The organism is Sporosarcina sp. NCCP-2331 (genome assembly GCF_023707945.1).
In the GTDB taxonomy this organism is placed as follows: domain Bacteria; phylum Bacillota; class Bacilli; order Bacillales_A; family Planococcaceae; genus Sporosarcina; species Sporosarcina cascadiensis.
Map to the genome: position 1 here is coordinate 21,545 of NZ_BRCD01000011.1, position 15,577 is coordinate 37,121.

Below are 15,577 nucleotides of genomic sequence, written 5' to 3' on the forward strand. Positions count from 1 at the left end.
CATGCCCAACAGCGGCATGACCTTTTTTCTTTCGTTAAATCGGCCGTCAGTCTGGCAGATGCAGACCGGACGGCAATTGGTTTTTAACTAACGATCAATAAATAATGGAGTGGTTTTTGTGAATTCCTTACCCGATATATTTTCTGCGGTCGTACAAGGGCTGGGTATTACGCTGCAGGTATTGTTCCTGTCGATTATCTGCGCGAGCATCATTGCACTGGTTGCAGGGCTTTCGCGTGTTAATTCGAACCCCCTGCTGCGTGGATTCACTGGTTTTTACGTAGAGATATTCCGCGGCACCTCGCTGATTGTACAATTATTCTGGTTTTCCTACGCACTTCCAGGATTATTCAATATTCATCTTGGAAGTGATGTATGGGTAGCAGTCCTCGCGATCTCATTGAACTACGGAGCCTATATGTCCGAAATCGTCAGAGGATCGATTCAGGCGGTGTCTGCAGGACAGACAGAAGCATCTATCGCACTGAATTTATCGAAGTTCCAGCGTATGCGCCATATTATTTTGCCGCAGGCTCTGCGCATGATGCTACCGGAATACGGTAATTATTTAATACAGATTTTGAAAGCAACTTCATTAGTATCACTCATAGGATTGACTGATCTGCTGTATTACGGAAATATTTACCGAAGCACGCACATAGCGGAATCCCCGATGGTTTATGTACTTCTCCTCGTAATGTACTTTGTGATTGCGCTGCCGTTGATTGCCTTCACAAGAAAGATGGAGAGTGTAGCGAAGAAAGGGGTTGCTAGCTGATGACTTGGAGCTGGGATGTGTTTTTTTCAGTAATTCCACTGATATTTAAAGGTTTGTGGATTACCGTCGGTTTGACGCTGGCGTGTTATGTATTCGCTGCTGTATTTGGATTCTTCTGGGTGTTTATCAGCAGATTGCCATGGCGGCCGGTGACGTGGCTGTTCGGCTGGATCGCTGAATTTATCCGTTCGACTCCGCCGCTTGTCCAATTGTTTTTCATTTATTACGCATGGCCGATGATGCCGGTAATAGGCGTATCTCTCAATCCTTTTGTAGCTGCTATTTTAGGGCTCGGAATCCATTTCAGCACTTATATGTCTGAAGTATACCGTTCAGGAATTGAATCGGTGGATAAAGGACAGTGGGAAGCTTCGACAGCGCTGAATCTGTCGACGCGTCAAAAGTGGACGAAAATTATTTTGCCTCAGGCGATTCCGCCGACTATTCCAATGCTGGGCAATTACTTGATCATCATGTTCAAAGAAGTCCCGCTGGCTTCTACAATCGGTGTCGTGGCGATGCTTCATATCGCCAATGATTACGGAGCGCAGTATTATAAGTTCGTGGAGCCGCTGACAGTCGTCGCGCTGTTCTTCCTGCTGCTGAGCTACCCGTCTGCACTGCTAATCAATAAATTAGAAAAGAAATATAACCGCAGCTTCGATAAAAAGACGCTGGCATAATAAAAAGCAACAGAGTGGAATGAAAGAGAGGTTGAGATGGTGGAACCGATAGTGCAATATAAAGACGTCCGCAAATCGTTTGGAGAAACAGAGGTGCTAAAAGGCATCGACTTGGATATTAGGCCTTCCGAGAAAGTCGCTCTGATCGGTCCGAGCGGTTCCGGTAAGACAACAATTATCCGTATGCTGATGACACTGGAAGAGCCGACAGCTGGAATTATAGAAGTGAATGGGCAAAATCTTTGGCAGATGCAGAAAAAGGAGGAGTGGGTCACAGCGGATGAAAAACATCTGCGTTCCATCCGAGGAGATATCGGTATGGTGTTTCAGCACTTTAACTTATTTCCGCATATGACGATATTGGAGAACTGTATGCTGGCTCCCGTACTCGTGAAGAATGAAAATAAAGCCGAAGTGAAAGCGACTGCTGTTGAGATGCTGGAAAAGGTAGGCCTCGGTGATAAGATTGAATTGTACCCCGCGCAGCTTTCCGGCGGCCAGAAGCAACGCGTGGCAATGGCGAGAGCGCTGATGATGCGTCCGCAGGTCATGCTGTTTGACGAAGTGACGTCAGCACTGGATCCGGAGCTCGTCGGTGAAGTGCTTGAAGTTATCCGTGATCTTGCTAAAGAAGGGGAGATGGCGATGATTCTTGTCACGCACGAGATGGATTTTGCGCTCGATATTGCAGACCGCGTAGTCTTCCTGAATGAAGGGGTCATTGAAGAAGAAGGGCCGCCTTCAGAAATCCTGCTGAATCCTGAAAGTGAACGGCTGCAGGACTTCCTGGGACGCTTCATGAATAACAGATAAAAACGAGTCGTTTATTGGGTCTCCACCAAACTGTGTGCTTGACAGTCTATTTCATAAGCAGTTTGAAATTTGACTGTTATTGCGCAATGTAGGATGAGTGGGAAGGATACCGTTTCCCTGCGTTCCAGGCGGACGCGTGTCTTGCGGGCCCGCGGTGAGCCGACTTGAAGTGCAAAGATGTGCTCCTAACGCTTCGCTTTTACTCGCAAAAGCCGTTCTTCGTGACGGCTCTCGCAAGTCGTCTCACCTGTCGGGCTGATCCTCCCAGAGTCGCCGCCTTCCACTTCGGTACACTGGCTGGTTTTTCAATACTTTTCATGTGATTGGCAGTATGAGCATACTATTTGAGACTTTTATTATAAGTAAGGCATTCATGCACTACCTATCATTCTGCAAAGGCTTAGATTCTTGTGTTCAATGCATTTACAAAGTCGAGAAACGAAAACCATACCAACTAAATCCGCACTCTGTAAAAGAGCAGTATGACATACTTTCTCCAATACCAGCTAAGGCGCAACTGCGGGGAGGCTGTTGCAAAGCGAACAGCGTAGGATTCGCTTTGCCGTATTTCTGCGGTCTTTGCAGAAATTAAGACAATGAGGCGTGTTCTTCGCCAGCTGGCCCATAGCGTAAGGCAATCCCCCAGCGGCGAAGCGGGATTAAACTGCAAACTCAAACTCCATTCAAGACTCCTGCAAAGCCGAGTAACGAAATCCTCACACTGCAAAACTGCAGCAGGATTTCCGCAATACGAATGTGAAAGGTTGTCAAGAACAGAATTTGGCGCAGATCTCGTTTATTCATATGAATAATTTACTCGTGTGGAAACATATAAAAAGGGTCAGGATTCATAATTGAATCTAGACCCTTTTTTCTATATGTATCCAATTTTAAGGAAATAAAAAACCCTACGCAATGTAGGGTTTTTTCAAGCAGAGATTAAGCTTTTTGAACGTTAGTAGCTTGTAGGCCACGTTGTCCTTGTTCAATTTCAAATGTTACGCTTTGACCTTCGTCTAAAGATTTGAAACCGTCGCTTTGGATTGCTGAGAAGTGAACGAATACGTCCTCTCCAGCTTCACGCTCGATAAAACCAAAACCTTTTTCTGCATTAAACCACTTAACTGTACCTTGTTCCATAATTTTTGCCTCCTAGTGTGGATTGCCACACATGATGTTACTATGCTTGCTCAAATACCTTAGACGAAAAACAAAATATTTTCTCGATCTGCAAAAAGAACAAAGATAATACTCTCTTAGAATAACCCATCTCGAGTGAAATTGCAAATGGAACGATTGATAATAATTAAAAAGACCTTAGAATCTTTGAGAAATGGTTAGTTCTTCCTGCGATATTCTTAAGAAATATTTATAAAGCGGGGCAATACAGCTGATAAATTGATGAACCGTACGGAACTTATCCGTAAACTGTCCTGAATAAAGCAAAAGATGTTCTATTGTTAAAATTAATCATACAAAAAAAGGAAACCGCTCATAAAAGCGGCTTCCTTCTATACAATATAGTTGGTTGACCGGAGCTTACCGTTCTTTGCTGAGTTCATCGTGAATCAAATTCATATTATAGTTTAAATACTTAACATACGTGTCGATTTCATCGCCGGGATTCCCGATTTCATCAGAATAGATCGGCTTTTCTGCAATTGGAACACCTGTTTCTTCAGATACCGTTTCCATCGGGCGTGTATCCACATTGGACTCTACGAATAAAACAGGCACATTGTGTTCTTGAATATAGTGGACCAATTCTTTGATCTGCTTAGGAGAACCGTTCTCTTCTGTATCGATCTCCCAAATGAACGCTTCCTTAAGGCCATAATGATCGTTCAGGTATTGGAATGCGCGTTCACTTGTAACGAGTACCCGGTTTTCTTCAGGAATTGTAGAGATGCGCTCTGCGAATTCATTATCCAAATCCTGCAGACGCTGAACATACTCATCACCGCGTTTTTTGATGTCTTCGCTATTAGCAGGGTGCTTTTCAACCAATACATCGCGCACTGTTTCTGCCATCTTCACCCCGACAGCCGGGTCAATGAACGCGTGCGGATTGATTTCTTCATCGCGGCCATCTTCTCCGCCGATATACTTCGGCTCCACATTCTCAGTCAAACTGAAGATATTTTCCTCTTTCTGGCCGACAGAGTCCATCATTTTAAAGAACCATCCCTTTTTGCCACCTTCAAGATTCAAACCATTATAAAATAAAACGTCTGCATCCGTCGCAGCTTTAATATCATTTGGAAGAGGCTCATATTCGTGAGGATCCGTTCCAGTCGGCACCAGATTATACACTTCAATGTCCTCTCCGCCGATTTCGCGGGCCATGTCTGCAATAATGGTAAATGATGTAACAACCTTCAGCTTGCCGCCGTCCTCTTTACTGTCATTTGTGTTTGCCGCGCTGTTCTTGTCATCGTCGCTGCCGCATGCTGCCAGCATAAACACAGCGAGCAAGGACAAGCCCAGCCATTTTAATAAGTTTTTCATGTAATTCATCCTGCTCCTTTTATAGGTTATTATATTTTCCGTCTCAACGGTTGTTTCTATGTTTAATTATTCGTCATCACGTCTTTCCGTTTAGACACAGACCGGAACTTGCTGACCACAATCCCTTGTTTAGGGGAGAATAAAAATGCCAGTACAAAAAGTGCGGTTGTCGCCAATGCGATGACAGGTCCTGAAGGCATGTTGTACAAAAAACTGAAATATAATCCGATGATGGATGAAATTGCGCCGAAAAAGGCAGCAAGGAAAACCATAACGGAGAGTTTATTGGTTAACAGATAGGCAGTCGAAGCCGGTGTGATTAATAATGATACAACTAAGATAACGCCTACCGTCTGCAGGGAAGCGACTGTCACCAATGTCAATAAGAACATGATGCTGTAGTGAATCAAGCGCGTTTTTAATCCGTAGGCGGCAGCCATCGTTTCGTCAAAACTTGATACGAGCAGTTCTTTAAAGAACAGCGCGACCACTAAAATGACAATAGCGCCGATGATCAACGTTAGCCACATATCGGAAGTACGGACCGACAGTACGTTGCCGAATAAAATCTGTGTGAGGTCTGTCGCACTTTTTGCCCGGGTAATGAGGATAATACCCAGTGCGAAGAACGCGGAGAATACAATCCCGATGGACGAATCATTTTTAATCCGGCTGTTTTGGGAAATGGCGCCGATACCGAATGCCGTTAAGACACCCGTCAGGACCGCTCCGTAGAAATAGTTGATGCCGAGCATATAAGAAATCGCTACACCGGGCAGAATAGCATGGGAAATCGCATCTCCCATCAGCGCCATGCCGCGAAGAACGATAAAGCTGCCGATGACGCCACAGATGATTCCCACCATGATGGACGTGATAAACGCTTTCTGCAGAAAACCGTATGTCATTAAATCCTGAATAAATCCCATTAACTGGAAACCTCCAAACCATCGAGCATGAATTCACGGTTATAGGCTTTCGACATATTGCCTGACTGGAATACTTTGTTGACAGGTCCCGCATCAATCAGCTCTTTATTCATCAAAATCAGATCATCAAAATAACTTTTTACTTTTGACAAGTCATGGTGCACGACGAAAACGATTTTTCCTGCTTCTTTCAGTTCACGCAAAATCCCGATGATGACTTCTTCACTGGATACATCAATTCCGACAAAGGGTTCATCCAAGAAGAAATAATCTGCTTTTTGAGCAAGTGCACGCGCGAGGAACACTCGCTGCTGCTGGCCGCCGGATAATTCACCGATCTGGCGGTTGGCGAATTCCTCCATGCCTACTTGCTTCAGACATTCCATTGCCAGCTCTTTATCCGCTTTTTTAGGGCGGCGCAGAATTCCGACTTTTGGATAGGTGCCCAGAAGCACAGTATCCTTTACGACAATCGGGAAATTCCAATCGATATTTGATCGCTGTGGAACGTATGCAATCTGTTTGCGCATTTCATCGACAGATTTCTTGCCGAATCTGACGGATCCATGGTCTTTATGGATCAATCCAAGCATTGCTTTCATTAATGTTGATTTGCCGGCACCGTTCGGACCGAGCACCCCGATTATAGTGGAGGCTCCGAAAGAAAAGGATACGTCTTTCACTACTTCATTTCCGTCATATGACACACTGATATTCTCAACTGTTATCGGATCAATCATTCTGTTCCCTCCTTCAATATGTTTCCCTTGTGCAACTTTTAGATAAATAATAACCTGCTGAATCATTTATTCAATTAGTATTCCTCATTTTTTATTTATTAAAACACTATAAATCAATAGTTTCCTTAGTGCAACTCTTGTGCATGGTTTGAACTACAATGTTTCCTTAGTGCAACTTTGAATAGTATAGCTTACTCAAAATACTCTGTAAAGCTAAATTTTCAAATAGCTATTACTGCACAGTATTTATAGAAAACTTCTATCATATAGTGGCTATTATATGTGAGGAATGAACCAAGTAAATGGATGAACACCCAATTTGACGGGGGAATAAATTTTGGGTTTGCAACAAAATCGATTCTTGAAAACTTGTCATGTCTGTATTGAGAAAATCATGCTGCAGTTAAAACCCACTTCGGCGCTGGGGGATTGCCTTACGCTATGAGCCTACTGGCAAAGAGCATGCCAGCAGTCTCACAGCCACGGCCGACCCCGCAGTTGCGCCTACGCTTTTTCCGTAAAATGTATTTAGTGTTGCCTTTTGCCAGAGTGTGAGTTAAGTTGGCGTGGTTTCGTGTCTCGACTTTGTAAACATCTTGATCACAAGAATCTAAATCTTTGCAGAATGCTAAGTATTGCATGAAACGCCTTACCTATCGTAATAGTCTCAGATATTATGCTCATACTGCCTTCTCGCACAAAAAATATTAAAACACCAGCCAGTGTACCGGAGTGGAAGGCGGCGACTCTGGGAGGATCAGCACGACAGGTGAGACAACTTGCGGGAGCGCAGCGACCAAGTTGGCTCACCGCGGGCCCTCCAGAACGCGTCCGCCTGGAACGCAGGGGAACGGTCTTCTACCCACTTACCATTCTATACTGCGCAATCACAGTCAAATCCATGAAATAGACTGTCAAGAAAATGTTTTGGTGAAGGGCCTAAATTTTAATCAGGCATTTTTATTTCATCTGAAGTTTTACGGGATAAAGAAGAAGGGTAAGTAAATACTAATTACATAAAGAAAGGAGCAGTTGTGGATGAAAAAAATCACAGGACCGTTACTTATCGTCATTATCTTAGTTGTTATAGCAGCTGTTATGATTGTACCGAGCTATAATAAATTAGTGAATTTGGAAGAAGACGTAGATCAGTCTTACGCACAGATTGAAACGCAATTGCAGCGAAGAGTGGATTTAATCCCGAATCTGGTCAGCACGGTAAAAGGCTATGCTTCGCATGAAAAAGAAGTTCTGGAGAATATCGCCGATGCACGGAGCAAGATGGCAGGTGCTAAAGGACCGGAAGAACAAGCAGCGGCTGATTCCGAACTAGCGGGTGCGCTGAGCAGATTATTGGTCGTTGTCGAGAACTATCCTGATCTGAAGGCCAATCAAAACTTCCAGCAATTAATGGATGAATTGGCGGGGACGGAAAATCGAATTGCAGTCGCACGTAAAGATTATAATGATGTAGTATCTGTATTCAATCGGAAAGTAAAAGGTTTCCCGGGTAAAATTATCGCATCCGTTTTTGGATTTGATGAGAAAGAATACTTTAAAGCGACAGAAGGGGCACAAGAACCGCCAACAGTTGATTTTGGAGATGACAAGAAGTGATGAGACATTTCCGCCTATTCACTGCAGCGCTGCTGTTTGCCCTGATCGGCACTGCGGTACCGGCCCATGCTATTACAGAAGTAGTAGTGGATGATGCAGACATTTTATCTCCGCAGCAGGAGGCGGAAATAAAAGACTATGGAGTTCGGCTTTATAACGCGACAAAAGCGGAATTTGCCGTACGGACTGTTTATTCTCTCGAAGGGGAGCCGGTGGAGGAATATGCCGTCCGGAAACTTCGTGAACTGAAGCTTGGCGATGCAAAGATGGACAACGGCGCGCTGCTGGTTGTCTCAACTGAAAAGAATGAAGAATTGGGCATCGATAGAGAGTTCTATCTCGCTACAGGCTATGGCCTCGAAGGCGCACTCCCTGACGGCAAGGTGGGCCGCATCATAGACGAAGTGGCCATCCCATACTTAAAAGGCAATCCAAAACAGCCCGATGCAGCCGTCCTGGAAGCCTATAAAGCTTTCTACAATGAAATCGCTGCAGAATACGGACTGCAAGGAGATGAACTGCCGGTCAATTACCCTCAGTCTTCTGAAGAAGAGTTCGGCGTTCCTCCATTCCTGGTAGTCCTCATTATCATCTACATTATTTTCCGCGTCCTTAAAGGCGGCGGAGGAGGAAGAGGTGGCGGCCCGCGCGGAAGATCCCGCGGCGGTCCTATATTCTTCCCGGGTTCATTCGGCGGCGGTTCAGGCGGTGGCTTTGGAGGAGGTGGCGGTTTTGGCGGCTTCGGCGGAGGAGGATCCGGCGGAGGCGGCGGAGCAGGCCGAAGCTGGTAAAATCAATGGAAGCTGCTGTTGCAAACGAACTCGGTTTGCGGCAGCAGTTTTTTTGATGCGCCAAATTTTGGCCCGCGCGCACCCACCCAAATCCGTCTTGCTTGATTACTGTTCTATCGTTACTATATAAAGAAACACTCCGCATAAGAGGTGAACTAAAATGAAATTCCAATTTTACACAAGACCCGGCTGCAGCCTGTGTGAAGAAGCTGAACTGATGCTGAAGCTTGCGGCAGAGGATTATCCGATCGAATGGCAGACCATTAATATAGAAGAAGATGAAGAAATACATGAAAAATACATGCTGATGATTCCTGTACTTGAGCAAAATGGAGAAGTTGTTACATACGGGAATATTGGCTATATCGATATTTTGGAAATAATTGAACATTGAAAGCGTTTTCATTATTGATTTTTAAAAAAGAAGATGTTATACTCAACGTATAATATTTTTTTAATCTAGGTGGGACGTTATTTTAATGTAGGGATCAAAAACAACCCATCTGAAAAGAGTGATGTAATTGAGCTTATCATTTATCGATGCCCAGCTTGCATTAGTACCTGAAATTTCATCGTTAATTGAACAACGGTATCACTTGCTGAAACTCATCAAGCTTTCAGGTCCGGTCGGCAGAAGACCGTTAAGTACGATGTCGGGCTGCTCTGAACGCGAAATTAGAACAATGCTCGAATCTATGAAAGAACAAGGCACGGTGGAAATCGCAAAAGAAGGAGTTTCCATTACAGGCAAAGGGGCAGAGATTCTGTTTATTTTGCACGACTCCATTGAAGAAAGATCAGGCAGACGGCAGCTGGCGGAACAATTAGTCGAACGGCTGGCTGTACGGGATGTTCATATTGTAGAAGGTAACTCGGATCGCTCCGAGCTTACGAAGAAACTGCTCGGCATGCACACGGCAAAACAATTCAGGTCTCTTATTAACGGCCATAAAATTGTGGCTGTGACAGGCGGCAGCACGGTAGCCTCGATTCCGGCATTCATGCACAATGAAGAACTGTCTGACTTATTATTTATTGCGGCAAGAGGCGGAGTCGGTGAAGAACTTGGTTTGCAGGCAAATATGATCGCCGCTTCTTTTGCAGAAACTTGCGATGCATCTTACAAAGCGTTTTACTATCCGGACACCCTCAGCGAAGAAGCCCATGCAGTGTTTCAGCATGAGCCGGCAGCGAAAGAGATGCTGGAGCTGTACAGTCAGACGGAATGTGTGATTCACGGAGTAGGAAATGCAGCAGAAATGGCGCTTCTTCGCAATTCTCGAGAAGAAGAAAAGCAAATCCTGACTGATCGACAGGCAGAAGGCGAGGCTTTTGGGTTCTACTTCAATCGGCATGGTGAGATCGTTCACCGCATCCGAACAGTCGGGATTCAGATGGAACAGCTTCAGGAAGTGCCTTTAGTGTTTGCAGTTGCAGGCGGAGAAAGTAAAGCAGAAGCTTTATTGTCCTATCTTGCAAGTGCACCGCCGCAGACAATTTTAATTACGGATGAAGGGGCAGCGAATAAAATGCTGTCACTCATGTGAAAAATGGTTATGATTCGCCTGAATGGGCAAACAATATACTAATGGAGGAGATTTATTATGACATTGAAATTAGCGATTAACGGGTTCGGACGTATTGGGCGGGTAGTGCTTCGTGAAACTTTATTACAAAACGACGTAGAAGTGGTGGCAATCAATGATTTGACAGATTCAGCTATGCTGGCACACTTATTGAAATACGATTCCGTACACGGCGTATTGAATGCAGAAGTTCAGTCAGATGAATCAGCCATTATTGTAGACGGCAAGAAAATCAAAGTATTTGCTGAAAAAGATCCGGCCAATCTTCCATGGGGAGACCTTGGCGTGGATATCGTAGTAGACAGCACAGGGGTTTTCCGCTCAAAAGAGCAGCTTCAAAAGCACATCGATGCAGGAGCTAAGAAAGTCATCCTGTCGGCGCCGGCTCAAGGCGAAATGACAACACTTGTAATGGGTGTCAATGAAGAAACTTACGATGCGGCAAACGACAATATCGTTTCCAACGCGTCTTGTACAACTAACTGTTTAGCGCCTGTTGTAAAAGTATTGAACGATACATTCGGTGTGAAACGCGGGATGATGACAACAATTCACTCGTATACGAATGACCAGCGAATCCTGGATCTGCCGCACTCCGATTACAGACGCGCGCGTGCTGCTGCTGAATCCATGATTCCTACTTCAACAGGTGCGGCTTCTGCTGTAACAAAAGTTATTCCTGAACTGAAAGGCAAACTGGATGGAATGGCTGTGCGTGTGCCGACTCCGAACGTATCCCTTGTCGACTTCGTAGCGGAACTGGATAAAAACGTAACAGTCGAGCAAGTTAATGAGGCACTGAAAAAAGCTTCTGAAAATGAATTAAAAGGATTCCTGTATTTCAGTGAATTGCCACTGGTGTCCATCGATTATAACGGCAACACAGCTTCCTCCACAGTAGATGCATTATCCACTATGGTAATGGAAGATAACATGGTGAAAGTCATTTCTTGGTATGACAATGAATCAGGTTACTCTGCACGCTGCATCGACTTGGCCCGTTATATGCAAAAACAAGGATTGTAAGCTGGAAATCAGCCCAATCTTTTATAAATCGTAGCCATTCCAATGGTGAATGATTATAATGAATAGGGGTGAGAGGAACGGAGAAACCCGTTCCTCTTTTATATACAAAAAAGCGGAAAGCGCCGTTAAGCCTCGACAGGCACTGGAAGGCTTAAAATAAAGGTGGCCCTTTACCTTTATCTTTAAGACTGAAGTGACTCGAGAGGCTGGCGCTTGGAGCTGGATTACACAAAAAGCGAAAAGCGCCGTTAAGCCTCGACAGGCACTGGAGGGCTTACAATAAAGGTGGCTCTTAACCTTTATCTTTAAGACCGAAGTGACCCGAGAGGCTGGCGCTTGCAGCTGGATGATTCTAAAGCGGAGACGGCTGTCCTGCTCCGACAGGCACTGGAGGACTTAAAAGAAAGGCGCACTTTGCCTTTCCTTTAAGTCTGAAGTGACCCGAGGAGCTAGCCGTCGCAGCTGGATGATTCTAAAGCGGAGATGGCTGTCCAGCTCCGACAGGCACTGGAGGACTTAAAAGAAAGGCGCACTTTGCCTTTCCTTTAAGTCTGAAGTGACCCGAGGAGCTAGCCGTCGCAGCTGGATGACAACAATCAGGTGAAATGCAAAGGAGGACTTGATCCATGAAAATGAAAAAAACAATCAGAGATATCGAATTGAACGGCCGGCGTGTCTTTTGCCGTGTGGATTTCAACGTACCGATGGAAGACGGAAAAGTAACGGACGACACACGGATTCGTGCGGCGGTTCCGACGATTGAGTATATGGCGAGAGCAGGAGCGAAAGTCATCCTCGCAAGTCACTTGGGGCGTCCAAAAGGCGAAGTGCAGGAGGACATGCGTTTGACGTCTGCAGGCGAGAAGCTGTCTGAGCTGCTTGGCAAATCGGTTCGCAAACTGGATGTTTCGACAGGGGAAGAAGCGGAGCAGGCCATTGCGGAAATGAAAGACGGCGATGTCATTCTTCTCGAAAACGTTCGTTTCCATGCCGGCGAAGAAAAAAATGATCCGGAACTGGCAAAACAATTTGCGGATCTGGCGGATGTGTTTGTTAATGATGCATTCGGGACGGCTCACCGTGCTCACGCATCGACAGCTGGAATCGCGCAATATATTCCGGGTGTACTCGGCTTCTTACTGGAGAAAGAACTGGATGTCCTAGGCAAAGCATTGTCTCATCCGGAACGTCCTTTCACTGCGATTATTGGCGGAGCGAAAGTAAAAGATAAAATTGGCGTCATCGATAACTTGCTGGATAAAGTAGATAATTTATTGATCGGCGGCGGACTTTCTTACACATTCACACGGGCGCAAGGTTATGAAACTGGCAGTTCGTTAGTAGAGGAAGATAAAGTAGATTTGGCGAAGTCTTTCATACAGAAGGCAGAAGAGAAAAACGTGAAGTTATACTTGCCGACGGATGCTGTTGTAGCAGACGCTTTTTCAGCGGATGCACAGAAGAAAACAGTGTCAGTTGAAAACATTCCGGAAGGCTGGATGGGGCTGGATATCGGGCCCGAAACAGCAGAAACTTATAAGGAAGTCATTAAGAATTCCAAATTTGTGATCTGGAACGGACCGATGGGTGTCTTCGAGATGGAACCTTTCGCAAACGGCACGAAGACGGTCGCGGAGGCAATGGCTGAAACGGATGCTTATACTGTGATTGGCGGCGGTGACTCGGCTGCTGCGGTTGAAAAGTTCGAAGTGGCGGAGAAAATGGATCATGTGTCCACGGGCGGCGGCGCTTCATTGGAATTCATGGAGGGCAAAGAGCTCCCTGGGGTTGCAGTACTGGAAGATAGAGAATAGGAGGAATTCTTTTGAGAAAACGAATTATTGCGGGCAACTGGAAAATGTATAAAACATCTAAAGAAGCTGCGGATTTTGCAGAAACAATCAAAGATCGGATCAAGGTTTCTGACCAGGTAGAAGCCGTCATCTGTCCGCCTGCCATCTATTTGGGCGACCTCATGCAGCGTTTTGAGACAAGCGCCGTCAAAGTGGGCGCGCAAACGATGCACGACACGGATGAAGGAGCTTTCACAGGTGAAGTGAGCCCGGCAATGCTGGAAGATCTTGGCGTGCAATACGTCATTATCGGACACTCCGAGCGACGCCAGTATTTCAATGAAACAGATGAAACGGTCAATAAAAAAGTCCATGCTGCATTTAATCATCACCTGGTACCGATGATTTGTGTGGGTGAATCACTGGAGCAGCGCGAAGCAATGGAAACGGTTTCGGTCGTTTCAGAACAAGTGGAGAAAGCGTTTGCTGATTTGCCGGCTGACCTTGCAAAGCAGGCAGTCATCGCGTACGAGCCGATCTGGGCGATAGGCACCGGGAAAACGGCAACAGCTGATGATGCCAATGAAGTGTGCGGCGCAATCCGTCATAAAATCGAAACGATCTATTCGAAGGACACGGCAAATGCAGTTCGTATTCAGTACGGCGGCAGCGTCAAGCCTGAAAACATTAAGGAACTGTTGAGCAAAGAGCATATCGACGGAGCACTTGTCGGCGGTGCGAGTCTTGATCCGGAGGCTTTCATCAAGCTTGCGGAGGCTGGAACTCATGTCGAATAAGCCTGTCGCGCTCATTATCTTGGATGGATTTGGTTTGAGGGATGAAAAATACGGCAATGCTGTAGCCCATTCCAATATCCCGAATTTCGACTTGCTGTGGAAAAACTTTCCGCATGCCACGCTGACGGCCTGCGGAGAAGCAGTAGGTCTTCCAGAAGGACAGATGGGAAACTCGGAAGTCGGTCACTTGAACATCGGTGCCGGCCGGATTGTCTATCAAAGCCTGACGCGCATCAATAAGTCTATTCGGGAAGGCGACTTTTTCGAAAATGCGGCGCTCCTGGAGACGATGGAGCATGTCAAGACGAAGGAGTCTGCACTTCATGTCATGGGACTGCTGTCCGACGGCGGCGTCCACAGTCACTATGAGCATTTATTCGCTCTGTTGAAACTGGCGAAGGAACAAGGAGTCCAGCGGGTATATCTGCATGCGTTCCTTGATGGGCGTGATGTGGGTCCAACTTCAGCACTTCCTTATCTGAAGCGGACAGAGGAAGAAATGAAAAAAATCGGGATCGGGGAAATCGCTACCGTTTCGGGAAGATATTTTGCGATGGACCGGGATAAACGATGGGACCGCGTACAGAAAACATACGATGCCATGGTCTATGGTATCGGCAAACAGGCAGATTCCGCAGAAGAAGGAGTTAGTGCCTCTTATACCGAAGAAGTACATGATGAGTTCGTGGAGCCGTTTGTCGTGCAGAAAGACGGCAAACCGGTGGCAACGATTGAAAACGGCGATGCAGTCGTGTTCTTCAACTTCCGTCCCGACCGGGCAATCCAGCTGGCACGTGCGTTAACACAGCCGGGGTTCGACGGATTCGATAGGGGCGTGAAAAAGTTGCCGGACCTTCATTTTGCCGGTTTTACGCATTATAATGATGACGTAGTCGGGGATATCGTATTCCACAACGTCAACCTGACGAAAACGATTGGCGAAGTGCTCGAAGACCGCGGCAAACGTCAACTGCGCATTGCGGAGACGGAAAAGTATCCGCATGTGACATTTTTCATGAGCGGCGGACGCGAGAAAGAGTTTGAAGGGGAGACCCGTATTCTTATTAATTCGCCGAAAGTCGCGACGTATGATCTGCAGCCTGAAATGAGTGCTTATGAAGTGACGTCCGCATTGGTCAAAGAGATTGAAGAAGAGCGTCAGGACGCTATCATTCTGAACTTTGCCAATCCGGATATGGTCGGCCACAGCGGAATGCTCGAACCGACTGTCAAAGCGATTGAAACGGTGGATGAATGTCTCGGCCGGATCATCGACGCTTTATTTGCCAAAGGCGGGTCTGCCATCATTACGGCAGATCACGGAAATGCGGATGAAGTCACCACAATTGGCGGACAGCCGATGACAGCGCACACGACAAATCCGGTGCCTGTCATTGTGACACAGCCTGATTTGACGCTGCGCACGGACGGTATTCTTGCCGACCTGGCACCGACCATGCTGAAAATGCTGGGAATTCCACAACCGGTAGAAATGACCGGAAAACCATTATTCTAA

Annotated in this window: 15 protein-coding genes; 11 read left to right on the forward strand and 4 right to left on the reverse strand. The window is 46.1% G+C overall.

The genetic code is table 11. From position 1 onward, the window contains the following. The first annotated feature begins 118 nt into the window (after positions 1–118). Genes ehuC through ehuA form a run of 3 tightly spaced genes read left to right on the forward strand, consistent with a single transcriptional unit; the run spans position 119 to position 2,274 of the window. The gene (gene ehuC, locus NCCP2331_RS08215; protein WP_153721039.1) at positions 119–778 is read left to right on the forward strand and encodes an ectoine/hydroxyectoine ABC transporter permease subunit EhuC; all 660 of its coding nucleotides are present in this window, start codon (positions 119–121) and stop codon (positions 776–778) included. After that, positions 778–1,461: an ectoine/hydroxyectoine ABC transporter permease subunit EhuD gene (ehuD, locus tag NCCP2331_RS08220; protein ID WP_251669917.1), complete on the forward strand. Its 684-nt coding sequence runs from the start codon at positions 778–780 to the stop codon at positions 1,459–1,461. Before ehuC ends, ehuD begins: the two co-directional genes overlap by 1 nt. Before the next feature lie 36 nt (positions 1,462–1,497). Continuing rightward, entirely contained in the window at positions 1,498–2,274 is a 777-nt protein-coding gene (ehuA, locus tag NCCP2331_RS08225; protein WP_285835514.1) for an ectoine/hydroxyectoine ABC transporter ATP-binding protein EhuA, read from the forward strand. A gap of 939 nt (positions 2,275–3,213) precedes the next feature. Here the strand turns inward: ehuA and NCCP2331_RS08230 are convergent. The 4 genes from NCCP2331_RS08230 to NCCP2331_RS08245 form a co-directional block, all read right to left on the reverse strand. Continuing rightward, a complete protein-coding gene (locus tag NCCP2331_RS08230) occupies positions 3,214–3,414 on the reverse strand; it encodes a cold-shock protein (protein ID WP_153721042.1) in 201 nt (66 codons plus the stop codon). 399 nt (positions 3,415–3,813) lie between these two features. After that, a complete protein-coding gene (locus NCCP2331_RS08235) occupies positions 3,814–4,782 on the reverse strand; it encodes a metal ABC transporter solute-binding protein, Zn/Mn family (RefSeq protein ID WP_194841053.1) in 969 nt (322 codons plus the stop codon). 62 nt (positions 4,783–4,844) lie between these two features. Then, positions 4,845–5,711 carry a metal ABC transporter permease gene (locus NCCP2331_RS08240; protein ID WP_153721044.1) on the reverse strand — a complete coding sequence of 289 codons (867 nt, stop codon included), beginning with the start codon at positions 5,709–5,711 and terminating at the stop codon, positions 4,845–4,847. Beyond that, the gene (locus NCCP2331_RS08245; protein ID WP_251669919.1) at positions 5,711–6,451 is read right to left on the reverse strand and encodes a metal ABC transporter ATP-binding protein; all 741 of its coding nucleotides are present in this window, start codon (positions 6,449–6,451) and stop codon (positions 5,711–5,713) included. The genes NCCP2331_RS08240 and NCCP2331_RS08245 overlap by 1 nt, the downstream gene beginning before the upstream one ends. 1,038 nt (positions 6,452–7,489) lie before the next feature. Here NCCP2331_RS08245 and NCCP2331_RS08250 point away from each other — a divergent pair. From NCCP2331_RS08250 to gpmI, 8 genes are all read left to right on the forward strand, one after another. Next, positions 7,490–8,068: a LemA family protein gene (locus NCCP2331_RS08250; RefSeq protein WP_251669921.1), complete on the forward strand. Its 579-nt coding sequence runs from the start codon at positions 7,490–7,492 to the stop codon at positions 8,066–8,068. Next, positions 8,068–8,859 carry a TPM domain-containing protein gene (locus tag NCCP2331_RS08255; protein ID WP_251670021.1) on the forward strand — a complete coding sequence of 264 codons (792 nt, stop codon included), beginning with the start codon at positions 8,068–8,070 and terminating at the stop codon, positions 8,857–8,859. Before NCCP2331_RS08250 ends, NCCP2331_RS08255 begins: the two co-directional genes overlap by 1 nt. Positions 8,860–9,019: 160 nt before the next feature. Next, complete coding sequence (locus NCCP2331_RS08260) at positions 9,020–9,253, forward strand: glutaredoxin family protein (RefSeq protein ID WP_251669923.1); 234 nt, start codon at positions 9,020–9,022, stop codon at positions 9,251–9,253. 127 nt (positions 9,254–9,380) lie between these two features. Next, positions 9,381–10,406: a sugar-binding transcriptional regulator gene (locus tag NCCP2331_RS08265; RefSeq protein WP_251669925.1), complete on the forward strand. Its 1,026-nt coding sequence runs from the start codon at positions 9,381–9,383 to the stop codon at positions 10,404–10,406. A 57-nt stretch (positions 10,407–10,463) separates the two neighbouring features. Further along, complete coding sequence (gene gap, locus NCCP2331_RS08270; RefSeq protein ID WP_153721050.1) at positions 10,464–11,471, forward strand: type I glyceraldehyde-3-phosphate dehydrogenase; 1,008 nt, start codon at positions 10,464–10,466, stop codon at positions 11,469–11,471. A 626-nt stretch (positions 11,472–12,097) separates the two neighbouring features. Continuing rightward, entirely contained in the window at positions 12,098–13,285 is a 1,188-nt protein-coding gene (locus tag NCCP2331_RS08275) for a phosphoglycerate kinase (protein WP_153721051.1), read from the forward strand. 11 nt (positions 13,286–13,296) lie between these two features. Next, positions 13,297–14,061, forward strand: a complete 765-nt coding sequence (gene tpiA, locus NCCP2331_RS08280; RefSeq protein ID WP_251669927.1) for a triose-phosphate isomerase — start codon at positions 13,297–13,299, stop codon at positions 14,059–14,061. Next, positions 14,051–15,577: a 2,3-bisphosphoglycerate-independent phosphoglycerate mutase gene (gene gpmI / locus NCCP2331_RS08285; protein ID WP_251669928.1), complete on the forward strand. Its 1,527-nt coding sequence runs from the start codon at positions 14,051–14,053 to the stop codon at positions 15,575–15,577. Before tpiA ends, gpmI begins: the two co-directional genes overlap by 11 nt.

Coding starts and splice junctions, on each gene's coding strand:
- ehuD (WP_251669917.1), top strand. CDS start 778: ATGACTTGGAGCTGGGATGTGTTTTTTTCAGTAATTCCACTGATATTT.
- ehuA (WP_285835514.1), top strand. CDS start 1,498: ATGGTGGAACCGATAGTGCAATATAAAGACGTCCGCAAATCGTTTGGA.
- NCCP2331_RS08230 (WP_153721042.1), bottom strand. CDS start 3,414: ATGGAACAAGGTACAGTTAAGTGGTTTAATGCAGAAAAAGGTTTTGGT.
- NCCP2331_RS08235 (WP_194841053.1), bottom strand. CDS start 4,782: ATGAAAAACTTATTAAAATGGCTGGGCTTGTCCTTGCTCGCTGTGTTT.
- NCCP2331_RS08240 (WP_153721044.1), bottom strand. CDS start 5,711: ATGGGATTTATTCAGGATTTAATGACATACGGTTTTCTGCAGAAAGCG.
- NCCP2331_RS08245 (WP_251669919.1), bottom strand. CDS start 6,451: ATGATTGATCCGATAACAGTTGAGAATATCAGTGTGTCATATGACGGA.
- NCCP2331_RS08250 (WP_251669921.1), top strand. CDS start 7,490: ATGAAAAAAATCACAGGACCGTTACTTATCGTCATTATCTTAGTTGTT.
- NCCP2331_RS08255 (WP_251670021.1), top strand. CDS start 8,068: ATGAGACATTTCCGCCTATTCACTGCAGCGCTGCTGTTTGCCCTGATC.
- NCCP2331_RS08260 (WP_251669923.1), top strand. CDS start 9,020: ATGAAATTCCAATTTTACACAAGACCCGGCTGCAGCCTGTGTGAAGAA.
- gap (WP_153721050.1), top strand. CDS start 10,464: ATGACATTGAAATTAGCGATTAACGGGTTCGGACGTATTGGGCGGGTA.
- NCCP2331_RS08275 (WP_153721051.1), top strand. CDS start 12,098: ATGAAAATGAAAAAAACAATCAGAGATATCGAATTGAACGGCCGGCGT.
- gpmI (WP_251669928.1), top strand. CDS start 14,051: ATGTCGAATAAGCCTGTCGCGCTCATTATCTTGGATGGATTTGGTTTG.